Annotated in this window: 12 protein-coding genes; 9 read left to right on the top strand and 3 right to left on the bottom strand. The window is 70.6% G+C overall.

The annotated features are described in order from the left end of the window. Positions 1-11 precede the first annotated feature (11 nt). Complete coding sequence (locus ACFVJQ_RS29080; RefSeq protein WP_385513284.1) at positions 12-767, bottom strand: hypothetical protein; 756 nt, start codon at positions 765-767, stop codon at positions 12-14. Between the two features lie 185 nt (positions 768-952). Between ACFVJQ_RS29080 and ACFVJQ_RS29075 the strand changes: the two genes are divergently transcribed. The 4 genes from ACFVJQ_RS29075 (at position 953) to ilvD (ending at position 5,548) form a co-directional block, all read left to right on the top strand. Further along, on the top strand, positions 953-1,885 hold the full coding sequence (locus ACFVJQ_RS29075) for a Ppx/GppA family phosphatase (RefSeq protein ID WP_385788398.1): 933 nt from the start codon (positions 953-955) through the stop codon (positions 1,883-1,885). Between the two features lie 208 nt (positions 1,886-2,093). Beyond that, positions 2,094-2,918, top strand: a complete 825-nt coding sequence (locus ACFVJQ_RS29070; RefSeq protein WP_385513195.1) for a sugar phosphate isomerase/epimerase family protein — start codon at positions 2,094-2,096, stop codon at positions 2,916-2,918. Continuing rightward, entirely contained in the window at positions 2,915-3,535 is a 621-nt protein-coding gene (locus ACFVJQ_RS29065) for a TetR/AcrR family transcriptional regulator (protein WP_224738389.1), read from the top strand. Before ACFVJQ_RS29070 ends, ACFVJQ_RS29065 begins: the two co-directional genes overlap by 4 nt. A 159-nt stretch (positions 3,536-3,694) precedes the next feature. After that, positions 3,695-5,548, top strand: coding sequence for a dihydroxy-acid dehydratase (ilvD, locus tag ACFVJQ_RS29060; RefSeq protein WP_385513194.1), 1,854 nt, complete (start codon positions 3,695-3,697; stop codon positions 5,546-5,548). Between the two features lie 266 nt (positions 5,549-5,814). On the opposite strand, the gene ACFVJQ_RS29055 is transcribed toward ilvD, so the two are convergent. Then, positions 5,815-7,995 carry a serine/threonine-protein kinase gene (locus tag ACFVJQ_RS29055; protein ID WP_385788394.1) on the bottom strand — a complete coding sequence of 727 codons (2,181 nt, stop codon included), beginning with the start codon at positions 7,993-7,995 and terminating at the stop codon, positions 5,815-5,817. Positions 7,996-8,141: 146 nt separating this feature from the next. Between ACFVJQ_RS29055 and ACFVJQ_RS29050 the strand changes: the two genes are divergently transcribed. The 5 genes from ACFVJQ_RS29050 (at position 8,142) to proC (ending at position 11,799) form a co-directional block, all read left to right on the top strand. Next, entirely contained in the window at positions 8,142-8,459 is a 318-nt protein-coding gene (locus ACFVJQ_RS29050; RefSeq protein ID WP_385513192.1) for an SH3 domain-containing protein, read from the top strand. An 89-nt stretch (positions 8,460-8,548) separates the two neighbouring features. Beyond that, complete coding sequence (locus tag ACFVJQ_RS29045; protein ID WP_385513191.1) at positions 8,549-9,070, top strand: EamA/RhaT family transporter; 522 nt, start codon at positions 8,549-8,551, stop codon at positions 9,068-9,070. Positions 9,071-9,118: 48 nt separating this feature from the next. Continuing rightward, positions 9,119-9,943 carry an ABC transporter ATP-binding protein gene (locus ACFVJQ_RS29040; RefSeq protein ID WP_385513190.1) on the top strand — a complete coding sequence of 275 codons (825 nt, stop codon included), beginning with the start codon at positions 9,119-9,121 and terminating at the stop codon, positions 9,941-9,943. Then, the gene (locus ACFVJQ_RS29035; RefSeq protein WP_385788389.1) at positions 9,940-10,728 is read left to right on the top strand and encodes an ABC transporter permease; all 789 of its coding nucleotides are present in this window, start codon (positions 9,940-9,942) and stop codon (positions 10,726-10,728) included. The genes ACFVJQ_RS29040 and ACFVJQ_RS29035 overlap by 4 nt, the downstream gene beginning before the upstream one ends. 258 nt (positions 10,729-10,986) lie before the next feature. Then, complete coding sequence (gene proC / locus ACFVJQ_RS29030) at positions 10,987-11,799, top strand: pyrroline-5-carboxylate reductase (protein ID WP_385788386.1); 813 nt, start codon at positions 10,987-10,989, stop codon at positions 11,797-11,799. Between the two features lie 34 nt (positions 11,800-11,833). On the opposite strand, the gene trpS is transcribed toward proC, so the two are convergent. Further along, positions 11,834-12,859 carry a tryptophan--tRNA ligase gene (gene trpS / locus ACFVJQ_RS29025; protein WP_385788383.1) on the bottom strand — a complete coding sequence of 342 codons (1,026 nt, stop codon included), beginning with the start codon at positions 12,857-12,859 and terminating at the stop codon, positions 11,834-11,836. Positions 12,860-13,500: the final 641 nt, after the last annotated feature.

Here is a 13,500-nt window from a genome sequence, read left to right as displayed (position 1 = left end):
TGCCGCCCCCGTCACCCCACCGGATCCGCCGGATGCGGCGCAAGCAGAGGCAGCTGCGAGTTCAACCGCTGCTCGCACAGCTCGACCAGCCGGTCGTAGCCGGCCTTGCCCATCAGCTCCGTCAGCTCCGCCCGGTAGGACACGTACACCGGATCGCCCGCACCGTGCGCCGAGGTCGCCGACGTGCACCACCAGTGCAGGTCATGGCCGCCCGGCCCCCAGCCCCGGCGGTCGTACTCACCGATCGACACCTGGAGTACGCGCGTGTCGTCGGGCCGGTCGATCCATTCGTAGGTCCGCCGGATCGGCAGCTGCCAGCACACGTCCGGCTTCGTCTCCAGCGGTTCCCGGCCCTCCTTCAGGGCGAGGATGTGCAGCGAGCAGCCCGCGCCGCCCGCGAAGCCGGGCCGGTTCTGGAAGATGCAGGAGCCCTGGTAGGGGCGGGTCTGCCGGGAGCCCTCGTCGTCCTTGGAGACCCAGCCGCCCCGGGTGCCCTCGGCGTGGTTCTGCCAGATCTCCGGCGTGAGCCTCGCCACATGCCCGGCGACCCGCTTCTCGTCGTCCTCGTCGGAGAAGTGGGCTCCCAACGTGCAGCACCCGTCGTCCGCGCGGCCGGCCTGGATGCCCTGGCAGCCGCTTCCGAAGATGCAGTTCCAGCGAGAGGTCAGCCATGTCAGATCACAGCGGAAGATCTGTTCGTCGTCCGCCGGATCAGGGAACTCCACCCACGCGCGCGCGAAGTCGAGGCCCTTCTCGTCGTCCGCCAGGGCCTGCTGCGACTTCGTCGGTGCTGTCGCCTGCGAAGAACCCTTGGTTGATCCGGCCTTCTTGTCTGCCTTGTCGGTCTTCGCCTTTTTCGTCTTTGGCACGGGTCCAGGGTAAGTCGCCCGCCGCCCGTCCAGGGACCGCCTCGAGGGCGGAGCACAGCGCAGCTGGCAGTAGCGTTCCGTACATGAGACTCGGTGTCCTCGACGTGGGATCGAACACGGTGCATCTGCTGGTGGTGGATGCGCACCCCGGCGCGCGCCCGCTGCCCGCGCACTCGCACAAGGCGGAACTGCGCCTCGCCCAACTTCTCGACGAGAACGGCGCCATCGGCCCCCACGGCGTCGACCGGCTGATCGGCGTCGTCCACGAGGCGCTCCAGGCCGCCGAGGACAAGGGCGTCGAGGAACTGCTGCCGTTCGCGACCTCCGCGGTACGCGAGGCCAGCAACGCCGACGACGTCCTCGCGCGCGTGCAGACCGAGACCGGCGTCCAGCTCCAGGTCCTCACCGGCGCCGAGGAGGCCCGGCTCACCTTCCTCGCCGCCCGCCGCTGGTTCGGCTGGTCGGCCGGAAAGCTGCTCGTCCTGGACATCGGCGGCGGCTCCCTGGAGATCGCCTACGGCATCGACGAGGACCCCGACGCGGCCGTCTCCCTGCCGCTCGGCGCCGGCCGGCTCACCTCCGCCTGGCTGCCGGACGACCCGCCCGCCACCGAGGACATACGGGCTCTGCGCCGCCATGTGCGGGCCGAGATCGCCCGTACGGTCGGTGAGTTCAGCCGCTTCGGCGCCCCCGACCACGTGGTCGCCACCTCCAAGACCTTCCGGCAGCTCGCCCGCATCGGCGGCGCCGCCCGCTCCGCCGACGGCCTCTACGTCCAGCGCGAACTCAAGCGCCAGTCCCTGGAGGCCTGGGTCCCCCGCCTCGCCGGCATGACCACCGAGGAACGCGCCGAACTCCCCGGAGTCTCCGACGGCCGAGCGGCCCAGCTGGTCGCCGGCGCCCTGGTGGCGGAGGCCGCGATGGACCTGTTCGGCGTGGAGACGCTGGAGATCTGCCCGTGGGCACTGAGGGAGGGCATCATCCTGCGACGCCTGGATCACATGGGCTCGGATTGAAACGGGCGGCGGGGTAGCGCCGGCAAGGGGCGCGGGGCTGCATCGACATGCGGCTCCGCCGCGATGGGGGTCCCCCGCTCGAGCGAAGCCGAGAGTGGGGGAGCGACCAGCCACACATGACCCGCACTCGCCCACGGTGACAAAGACCGACGGTGAATAGGCGCACACCAAACCCGGTCCACCCCGCAGATCCACGTACCCTGTCTCCGTGGCAGAACCAGTCGTACGCATCCCGGATGCGAAGGTCGCCCTCTCGACGGCCTCCGTGTACCCGGAGTCGACGGCAACGGCCTTCGAGATCGCCGCGCGCCTCGGGTACGACGGCGTCGAGGTCATGGTCTGGAACGACCCGGTCAGCCAGGACATGGAGGCGCTGCGCCGGCTCAGCGACTTCCACCAGATCCCGATCCTCGCCGTACACGCCCCCTGCCTGCTCATCACGCAGCGCGTGTGGTCCACCGACCCGTGGGTCAAGCTCCAGCGCGCCCAGGCGGCGGCCGAGAAGCTCGGCGCCACCACGGTCGTCGTCCACCCGCCCTTTCGCTGGCAGCGCCAGTACGCGCGCGACTTCGTCGCCGGGATCTGGCGGATGGCGAACGAGACGGATGTGCGGTTCGCCGTCGAGAACATGTACCCCTGGCGCTACCGTGACCGCGAGATGCTCGCGTACGCCCCCGACTGGGACGTGACGAAGGACGACTACCGCCACTTCACGATCGACCTCAGCCACGCCGCGACCGCGCGCACGGACGCCCTGCAGATGGTCGACCGCATGGGCGACCGGCTGGGCCACGTCCATCTCGCGGACGGCTCCGGCTCCAACAAGGACGAGCACCTGGTCCCCGGCCGCGGCGCCCAGCCCTGCGCCGAGCTGCTGGAACGGCTCGCCGGGTCCGGATTCGACGGGCACGTCGTCATCGAGGTCAACACCCGCCGCGCCATGTCCAGCGCGGAGCGTGAGGCCGACCTCGCGGAGGCCCTGGCCTTCACCCGGCTCCACCTGGCCTCCGCGGTGAAGGTGCCCCGGCGATGACCGGCACGACGCCCGCGCCGCGCCGCCGGGGACGGCCCTCGCGTACGGAGTCCGCCGACGGCCCCGCCACCCGCGACCGCATCCTCGCCGCAGCCCGCGAGGAGTTCTCCGAACGGGGCTACGAGAAGACGTCCGTGCGCGGTATCGCCAAGGCGGCCGGTGTGGACTCGGCGCTGGTGCACCACTACTTCGGCACCAAGGAGCAGGTCTTCCAGGAGGCGGTGGAGACGGTCTTCGCGCCTGCGCTGAGGGCACCCGACGTGATCTTCGAGGGGGCACCCGAGGAGGTCGGTGAGCGGTTCGCCCGATTCCTCTTCGGGATCTGGGAGAACCCGGTCACCCGGACGCCGCTGCTCGCGGTCGTACGGTCCGCGGTGAACAACGAGGTCGCGGCCGCCGTCTTCCGCCGCCTCGTTGCCGCCCAGCTGCTCCGCAGGGTCGCCGCCCAGCTCGGCATGCCCGACGCGGAGCTGCGGGCGGAACTGGCGGCCGCGCAGCTGGTCGGTGTCGCCATGCTGCGGTACGTGATCAAGCTCGAGCCGCTGGCGTCGGCCGACATGGAAGTGATCATCCAACGGATCGCACCCGTGGTGCAGGGCCACCTGACGAACCCCTGAATCCCTTACGGGCCCACCTGACGAACCCCTGCATCCCTCAGAGGGAACGAACCCCCGAATCCCTGAGACATGCGTCCCGCAATCCGGACATCCTGTCCGCTCTCTGGATGACCAGCGTACGCTCGACTCAGTCAGAACTCTCCGAAGGAGCGAGCGACGATGCCCGAGCTGAGGTCCCGCACAGTCACCCACGGTCGCAACATGGCGGGCGCCCGCGCCCTTATGCGCGCCTCCGGTGTACCCGGTGCGGACATCGGCCGAAAGCCGATCATCGCGGTCGCCAACAGTTTCACGGAGTTCGTGCCGGGCCACACCCACCTGGCGCCGGTCGGCCGGATCGTCAGCGAGGCGATCAAGGAGGCCGGCGGCATCCCGCGCGAGTTCAACACGATCGCTGTCGACGACGGCATCGCGATGGGCCACGGCGGCATGCTGTACAGCCTGCCCTCCCGCGACCTGATCGCGGACAGCGTGGAGTACATGGTCGAGGCGCACTGCGCCGACGCCCTGGTCTGCATCTCCAACTGCGACAAGATCACCCCGGGCATGCTCATGGCCGCCCTGCGCCTGAACATCCCGACGGTCTTCGTCTCCGGCGGCCCCATGGAGTCCGGCCGCGCCACGCTGGTCGACGGCACCGTCCGCACGCTCGACCTGGTCGACGCGATCTCCGACGCGGTGAACGACAAGATCTCGGACGAGGACATCCTCCGTATCGAGGAGAACGCCTGTCCGACCTGCGGCTCCTGTTCCGGCATGTTCACCGCCAACTCGATGAACTGCCTGACCGAGGCCATCGGCCTCTCCCTCCCCGGCAACGGCTCGGTCCTCGCCACCCACACCGCCCGCCGCGCGCTCTACGAGAACGCCGCCCGTACGGTCATGGACCTGACCCGCCGCTACTACGAGCAGGACGACGACACGGTCCTGCCCCGCAACATCGCCACCTTCGCGGCCTTCGAGAACGCCATGGCCCTGGACATCGCGATGGGCGGCTCCACCAACACGATCCTGCACCTGCTGGCCGCCGCCCAGGAGGCCGGCGTGCCCTTCGGCCTGGAGCAGATCGACGCCGTCTCGCGCCGCGTGCCGTGCCTGGCGAAGGTCGCACCCAACGTCGCCAAGGACCGCACGTACTACATGGAGGACGTGCACCGCGCCGGCGGCATCCCCGCCCTGCTCGGCGAGCTGCACCGTGCGGGCCTGCTCAACGAGGACGTGCACGCCGTCCACAGCCCGTCCCTGGCGGACTGGCTGAAGACGTGGGACGTCCGCGGCGGCTCGCCTTCGGCCGAGGCCGTGGAGCTGTGGCACGCGGCCCCCGGCTGCGTGCGCTCCGCGGAGGCCTTCTCCCAGTCCGAGCGCTGGGAGGCCCTGGACGTGGATGCCGAGGGCGGCTGCATCCGCTCCGTCGAGCACGCCTACTCCAAGGACGGCGGCCTGGCCGTACTGAAGGGCAACCTCGCCGTCGACGGCTGCGTGGTGAAGACGGCCGGCGTCGACGAGTCCATCTGGACCTTCGAGGGCCCGGCGGTCGTCTGCGAGTCGCAGGAGGAGGCCGTCGAGAAGATCCTCAACAAGCAGGTCACGGACGGCGACGTCGTCGTCATCCGCTACGAGGGCCCCAAGGGCGGCCCCGGCATGCAGGAGATGCTCTACCCGACGTCCTTCCTGAAGGGCCGCGGCCTCGGCAAGACCTGCGCCCTGATCACCGACGGCCGTTTCTCCGGCGGCACGTCCGGCCTGTCCATCGGCCACGCCTCCCCGGAGGCGGCGTCCGGAGGCACCATCGCGCTCGTCGAGGACGGCGACCGCATCCGCATCGACATCCCGAACCGTTCCGTCGAACTGCTCGTGGACGAGGCGGAACTGGCGCGCCGGGATCAGGCGTTGAACAGGGCGTACGTCCCGAAGAACCGCGAGCGCAAGGTGTCGGCCGCGCTGCGGGCCTACGCCGCCATGGCAACCAGCGCGGACAAGGGCGCCGTGCGGGACGTCAGCAAACTGGGCTGAGGCACACACCTGGGGCCGCCTGTGACAGGGCGGCCCCTTTTGTGTGCGGGCTTGGCCGGTGAGCCGGGCTTTCGTGTGCCGCCTTGGCCGGTGGGCCCGGGTTTCGTGCGCCGCCCAGCCGGTGAGCCTGGCTTTCGCGCGCCCCCGGCTGCTGAGTCCGGCCATCGCGTACCGCCTCGACGGGTGAGCCTGGCTTTCGCGCGCCCCCTCGGCCGGTGACTCCGGCCTTCGCACGCCACCCCCAGCCGCTCAGCCCACCCCGCCTGTCACCACCGCGCCGGATCGTCCCCGTCCACCGCGAACAGCGAACCGTCCGGTGCCGCGGCGAACACCCTGCCGTCCCCGGTGACCGGCAGCGGCAGCCCGGACACCACCGACCCCCGCGCCGCCCCGGGCCGCGCCCTGGTCTGCCCCAGCAGCGCACCCTTCCCGGTGTCGACGGCGACGACCCGCCCGTCCCCGGCACTGAAGTACAGCCGTCCCCCGGCCACCACCGGCGCGGACGGGAAACTGACGGACGTCTCCAGCCGCCACAGCTGCGCCGACGTCCGCGTGTCGACGGCGACCAGCGCACCGTCGGCCCCCAGCAGATACACCGTGTCCCTCTGTACGACGGCCTGCGCTCCCGCGAGCGGATGGCGCAGCGCGGTACGGCGCTGCGTCCCGTGCGTGGCGTCGTAGCGCACGACCGCGTCGGTGTCGGCGTACTCCGCCGAGGTCGACGTGAACCAGAGCACGCCCTCACGGGCACCGACCAGGCTGAGCGCACCGGCCAGCCGCCGCTGCCAGCGGACGGCGCCGCTCTCCGGGTCGACGGCGGTCACCCGGGTCCCGGTCCCGGCCGCGCCGACCGCGTACGCGACCCGGCCGCCGTACGACTGGAACACCGGCTGCGTGAGCCCGGCGACCGCGTGCCGCCACTTCCGCTCGCCGGTGGCCGCGTCCAGCGCGGTGACCTCCGAGTCGCGTCCGGTGAGCAGGACGACCCCGCCGACGTGCGCGACCCGACCGTCGTAGCGCGAGATGTCGTGGCTCCAGCGGGTCCTGCCGGTCGCCGGGTCGAGCGCGGCGAGCCGCCGCCCGCCCTCCGTGACGACATGCAGCAACCCGCCCGACAGCACCGGCGGCTCGACGGTCCCGTCCGCCTGCTGCCCGGCCCCCGCGCGCGCCCACTTCACGTCGCCGTCCGCGGGATCGACCGCGGCGGCCAGAACACCGGGGCGGGTGCAGTACAGCGTTCCGGGCGTGTAGGCGCACTGCGGCATGCCGCTCGCCTCGGCGCCACGGGCGCTCAGGTCGATGTCCCAGGGGCGGAACGGGGCGGGCTGCCCGGCCCCGGCAGGCGTCGGGCTGTCGCCGGCCCCGAGGAGGGCAACAGCCCCCGCGCCCAGGGCGAGCACGGCGGCGACGGCCACGGCGGCCCTCCACCACCGCCTTCTCGGGCCGCGGGCCCCGGGTGCGTCCGCGACCGGACCGTCCGCCGAGGGCACCCGGCGCCGGTGCGTGGGGGCCTCGTCCTGCGCGGGACCGGCATCACGCGGGGAACCGGCTTCCCGTGGGCCATCGAACGGCCGCTCGCCCGTGCGCTGTTCGGGAATGAAGGCCTGTGTGTCATACGACGCCGAAAGCGACCGGAGCTCCGCCATCAGCTCGTCCGGAGTGGGCCGGTCCTCAGGCTCCTTGGCCAGGCACCGGGCGACGAGCGGAGCCAGCTCGTCCGGCACTCCTGTCAAGTCCGGCTCTTCATGAACGACCTGATACGCCACCAGGTACGGGCTGTCGGAGTCGAAGGGGCCGCTGCCCGTCGCGGCGTGCACGATGACCGACCCGAGCGCGAAGACGTCGGCGGCCGGCCCGACCTCTCGCGGCCTGCGGAACTGCTCCGGCGCCATGAACGGCGGCGTGCCGATCAACTTGCCTGTCTCGGTGCGCAGTTCGCTGTCCGAGGGCCGGGATATCCCGAAGTCGATGACCTTCGGCCCGTCCTCGGCGAGCAGGACATTGCTCGGCTTGAGGTCGCGGTGCACGACCCCGACCCGATGGATGTCCCGCAGCGCCTCGGCGAGCCCCGCCGTCAACTGCCGCAGCCGGGCCGGCGCAAGGGCGCCGTTCCGCTTCACGTACTCGGCGAGGGTGGGGCCGGGGATGAAGAGCGTCGCCATCCAGGGGCGCTCGGCATCGGGATCGGCGTCGACGACGGGCGCGGTGAAGGCACCACTGACCCGCCGTGCGGCGGCCACCTCCTGCCGGAACCGCCCCCGGAACTCCGGGTCCTGAGCAAACTCTCCGTGCACCACCTTCACGGCGAGCCGCAACCCCGAGGCCGACCGCGCCAGATGGACCACGCCCATGCCGCCGGAACCGAGCGGCGCCTCCAGCAGGTACTGCCCGGCGTACTGCGGAGATTCCGCTTCCGCATCCGTACCGGTGCTGCGCCATGGCGGCATCTCTCACCCCCGGATGTCCGTCCGCATGCGCGACGCGCTGAGCCTAGTCGATGCTTCGTGCGAAACCTCTGTGGCTTGCTAGCCTCGGTGTGCCAGGTGATTTTGGCGTGAACCGTTCACAAGCATCCAAACGGGGGGAGGCCGACATGGCCACGGAGGACATCGAGATCTCGGGCACGGGCGAGCCGGAGACGGCGGCGACGGCGGAGGCGAGGGTCCGCTCCTACCCGGTCGCCCCCGGCGTCCGGCTCAACGTCCGCAGCGGCCCCGGCACCCACTACCGGATCGTCCGCGTCCTGCCCGAGGGCGCCACCGTCCCCATCTACTGCCAGCGCCCCGGCGACACCGTCACCGGCCCCTACGGCACCACCGACATCTGGGACTGCATCGCCAACGCCCAGTACGTCTCCGACGCCTACGTCAACACCGGCAGCGACGGCTACGTGGCACCGCGCTGCTCCTGACGACGGCAGGGTGCGCCGGGCGCTGCTCCTGACGACGACAGGGGGGCGCCCGGCATGGCTCCTGACCGCGGCGAGGGCCTGGCTCCGCCATGGCCGGGAGCCATAATCGGCCCGTGAGCGACAAGCAGAACCGCACCCCGGACCAGCCCACGGACGGCCCCCGCCCCGAGCCCATCCGTTTCTTCGGCACGACCTGGGTGCACCACAACAACGGATACACGGCCCGCCGCATCGGCGCCGCCGTCGGCTCCCTCGCCGCAGCCGTCGCGGCCTGCCTGGTGCTCCGCTTCGCCTACGAGGGTCTGCAGATCGCCGACTCCGGCAGCTTCGTCACGCTGCTGGTCGTCGTCATGTTCGCGGTCTGCAGCGCCCTCGCCTTCCGCCACACCTGGGACGCCTTCACCAAGCGCCCGGACCCCGAGCGCCAGGCTTCCCTGCGCGGCCTGCTGACCATCGGCTTCGTCGGCTCCCTCCTCGCCTACTTCTTCCGCTCCCTCCTCGAGGCCCCGGGCGAGAACCTCCACCGCGAGGAATACGAGGAGGCCCGCCGACAGCACGAGAAGCGCTCCGCCCGCCGCACCGGCAACCCGAAGAAGCGCCGCCGCACCTGAGCAACCCCTGCCTTGACGAGGCCTACACCCAGGAGCATTATTCATCGCATGATGAATAATGCTGCCGACCCACCCGACGCCAACGGCAACACCCCACCCCGAACCGCCGAGGCCTCCGCCATCCACGCCGAGGGCCTCACCGTCGTCCGCGGCCCCCGCACAGTCCTGCGGGCCCTCGACTTCACCGTCCCGCGCGGCCAGATCACCGGCCTGCTCGGCCCCTCCGGATGCGGCAAGTCGACCCTGATGCGCGCCATCGTCGGCACCCAGGCCAAGGTCACCGGCACCCTCGACGTCCTGGGCCGCCCCGCCGGCCACCCCACACTGCGCACCCGCATCGGCTACGTCACCCAGGCCCCCTCCGTCTACGACGACCTGACCATCCGTCAGAACCTGGACTACTTCGCCGCGATCCTCGACCCCGGCCGCTCAGCATCCGAACGCCGCCACGACAACGTCACCCGAGCCATCGCCGACGTCGACCTCACCAGCCACGCCGACTCCCTCGCCGGCAACCTCTCCGGTGGCCAGCGCAGCCGCGTATCCCTGGCGGTGGCCCTCCTGGGCACCCCCGAACTCCTGGTCCTCGACGAACCGACCGTCGGCCTGGACCCCGTCCTCCGCCGCGACCTGTGGAACCTCTTCCACGACATCGCCGCCGACCGTGGCGCCACCCTCCTCATCTCCTCCCACGTCATGGACGAGGCCGAACGCTGCCACCGCCTCCTCCTCATGCGCGAAGGCGAGATCCTCGCCGACGACACCCCGGACGCCCTGCGCACCCGCACCGGCGCCGACACCGTCGAAGCGGCGTTCCTGCACCTGGTGGACGAGGCAACCGCGAACAGCCGCAAGAAGGAGACCACCCGATGAGCGCGACGACGGTCACCGCCCCCGCAACGCCCGCACCCCCCAGCGCCCTCAACGCCTCCCGCACCACCGCCACCGCGGCCCGCGTCCTGCGCCAGCTCCGCCACGACCCGCGCACGATCGCGCTGATGCTCCTCGTCCCGTGCCTGATGCTGATCCTGCTGCGCTACGTCTTCGACGGCAGCCCGCGCACCTTCGACAGCATCGGCGCATCCCTCCTGGGCATCTTCCCGCTGATCACGATGTTCCTGGTGACCTCCATCGCCACCCTGCGCGAACGCACCTCCGGCACCCTCGAACGCCTCCTCGCCATGCCTCTCGGCAAAGGCGACGTGATCGCGGGCTACGCCCTCGCCTTCGGCACCCTGGCGATCATCCAGTCCGCTCTCGCCACCGGCCTGGCGCTCTGGCTCCTGGGTCTGGACGTTACGGGCTCCCCCTGGCTGCTCCTGCTCGTGGCCCTGCTCGACGCCCTGCTCGGGACAGCCCTCGGTCTCTTCGTCTCGGCCTTCGCGGCCTCCGAATTCCAGGCGGTCCAGTTCATGCCGGCAGTGCTCTTCCCCCAACTCCTCCTCTGCGGCCTGTTCACCCCACGCGACAACATGCACCCCGTCCTCGAGGCCATCTCCAATGTCCTCCCCATGTCCTACGCCGTCGACGGCATGAACGAAGTCCTCAAGCACACCGACATGACCGCCAACTTCCTCCGGGACACCCTGATCGTGGCAGGCTGCGCCCTACTGGTCCTGACCCTGGGCGCAGCAACACTGAGGCGCCGCACGGCGTAGATGTGTCCCCCTAGCTGCGGCAGTGAGTGCTCGTAAACCGCGGGCATTCGTGCCTCCCCCAGAGGGGGGACCCCCAGGGCGGCACGGGTGAGCGCGGGCGGCACCTCGTCAGCGCCGGGCTGCGCGATCACCCCCGACGCCGACCGCAACTCCTCCCACCCGGTAACCGACGTCCCGCCCACCGGACACGGAACGCGCACACGCACCCCAAGTGCAAGGATGCCCCCAGGACGACGCACCCCCGGAGGGCCCCGCACCATGACCCAGAAAGTCGCAGTCCTCGGCACCGGCAAGATCGGCGAAGCCCTGCTCAGCGGAATGATCCGCGCCGGCTGGACCCCCGCCGACCTCCTGGTCACCGCCCGCCGCCCGGAACGAGCCGAGGAACTCCGCACCCGCTATGGAGTCACCCCGGTCACCAACCCGGAAGCCGCCAAGACCGCCGACACCCTGATCCTCACGGTCAAACCGCAGGACATGGGCGCCCTCCTCGACGAACTCGCCCCCCACGTCCCCACCAACCGCCTGGTCATCAGCGGCGCGGCGGGCATCACCACCTCCTTCATCGAGGAGCGCCTCACCACCGGCACCCCGGTCGTCCGCGTCATGACGAACACCCCCGCCCTCGTCGACGAAGCCATGTCCGTCATCTCCGCCGGCAGCCACGCCAGCGACGCCGACCTGGCCCACGCGGAGGAAATCTTCGGCGCCGTCGGCAAGACGCTGCGCGTCCCCGAGTCCCAGCAGGACGCCTGCACGGCCCTCTCCGGCTCCGGCCCGGCGTACTTCTTCTACCTGGTCGAAGCCATGACCGACGCCGGCATCCTGCTGGGCCTGCCACGCGACAAGGCCCACGACCTGATCGTCCAGTCCGCGATCGGCGCCGCCACGATGCTCCGCGACAGCGGCGAACACCCGGTGAAGCTCCGCGAGAACGTCACCTCTCCCGCCGGCACCACCATCAACGCCATCCGCGAACTCGAGAACCACGGCGTACGAGCCGCCCTCATCGCCGCCCTGGAAGCGGCCCGCGACCGCAGCCGCGAACTGGCCTCCGGCAACAACAGCTGACGCCCGGCCGCCCCTGACCCAGGGGCGGCCCAGCTCACCCCTGAGCAGTCACCTCGATATCGGCAGCCGCCGGCAACAACCCGATCGCCCAATACGCGGCATCCACGGTCGGCCGGGCCATCGCCCGAGCCCTCTCCGCACCATCCCGCAGCACCTCCTCCACATAGCCAGGATCCGCGCACAACGCCTTGTGCCTCTCCTGCACGGGCCTGAGAACCTCGACCACGGCCTCTGCGGTGTCCTTCTTCAAGGCGCCGTACGACTCATATACACCGCTCAGCTCCGATGGGTTCCCACCCGTGCAGGCCGCGAGGATCTCCAGCAGATTGGCGAGGCCCGGCCGCGCCTCCCGGTCGTACACGACCTCCCGCCCGCTGTCGGTCACGGCCCGCAGAACCTTCTTCCGCACCACATCCGGCTCATCGAGCAGATAGACGATCCCGGGCCCGACGTCCTCGCTCTTCCCCATCTTCGAGGCCGGGTCCTGCAGGTTCATCACCCGCGTGGCCACCGTCGGATGCGTGGCCCGAGGCACCACGAACGTGTACCCGTACCGACGGTTGAACCGCACCGCGAGATCCCGCGCCAGCTCCACATGCTGTGCCTGGTCGTCCCCCACCGGCACCTCGTCGGTCCCGTACGCCAGGATGTCCGCCGCCATCAGCACGGGATACGTCAGCAGCGACAGCCGCACACTCCCGCCCCGCTCCCGCTCACGCGCGGCCTTCTCCCTGTACTGGATCATCCGCCGCATCTCGCCGTCCGTGGCCACGCACTCCAGCAGATACGACAGCCGCGCGTGCTCGTCCACATGGCTCTGTACGAACACGGTGCACAGCTCCGGATCCAGCCCCGTCGCCAACAACAGGCTCGCCGCCTGCCGACTCAGTCGCCGCACCCGCGCAGGATCGTGCTCCACGGTCAGCGCATGCAGATCGACGACACAGAACAGCGCGTCCGCCTGGTGCTGATCCACGGCAGCCCACCGCCGCATGGCCCCCAGGTAGTTCCCCAGCGTCAGATTCCCGGTCGGCTTGACCCCACTGAAGACCCGCGTCATCCCTTCTCCACCTCCTGGTCGAGGCCGCCGCCCCGGCGGGCCGACCCTCTGGAGCTCCGAAGGGAGATACGAGAACGGCCGCCGAGGCGGCGGCCGTTGAGTGCATACGTAAGTCCGGCCGCCGTCAGGCGGCCCACCACTGCTGGGTGTACGTACGCGTCGTCATGCACACCAGGGTACGCCCGTAGGGCCTGGTCCGGAGCTGAGTTGACACACCCCGACCCGGTCCGTAGTGTTCTCCGGGTTGTCCGACGTGAGAGCCGACTCCGGTCGGTCCCCGGACAGCCATTCCGCAGGTACTCAAGCAGCAATCGACGATCTGTCGTCGTATGCATTGCCATGCGTATTTGCGAGATGAGGAATCCGCGTTCGAAAGGACGCAGCCCCCGATTAGCTCGGGAGCCAGGAATCCGCTAAAGTCTCACTCGTCGGAGCGGCCCAACAGCCGCGAAGGCAAACCCCGCTGACTGGGAGTCAGGCCCGAAAGGATCTGATAGAGTCGGAACCGCCGGAAAGGGAAACGCGAAAGCGGGAACCTGGAAAGCACCGAGGAAATCGGATCGGAAAAAGATCTGATAGAGTCGGAAACGCAAGACCGAAGGGAAGCGCCCGGAGGAAAGCCCGAGAGGGTGAGTACGAAG

The sequence above is a fragment of the Streptomyces sp. NPDC127197 genome, assembly GCF_042672405.1.
Classification (GTDB): domain Bacteria; phylum Actinomycetota; class Actinomycetes; order Streptomycetales; family Streptomycetaceae; genus Streptomyces; species Streptomyces flavusporus.
This window is presented reverse-complemented; position numbering and strand designations above follow the sequence as displayed.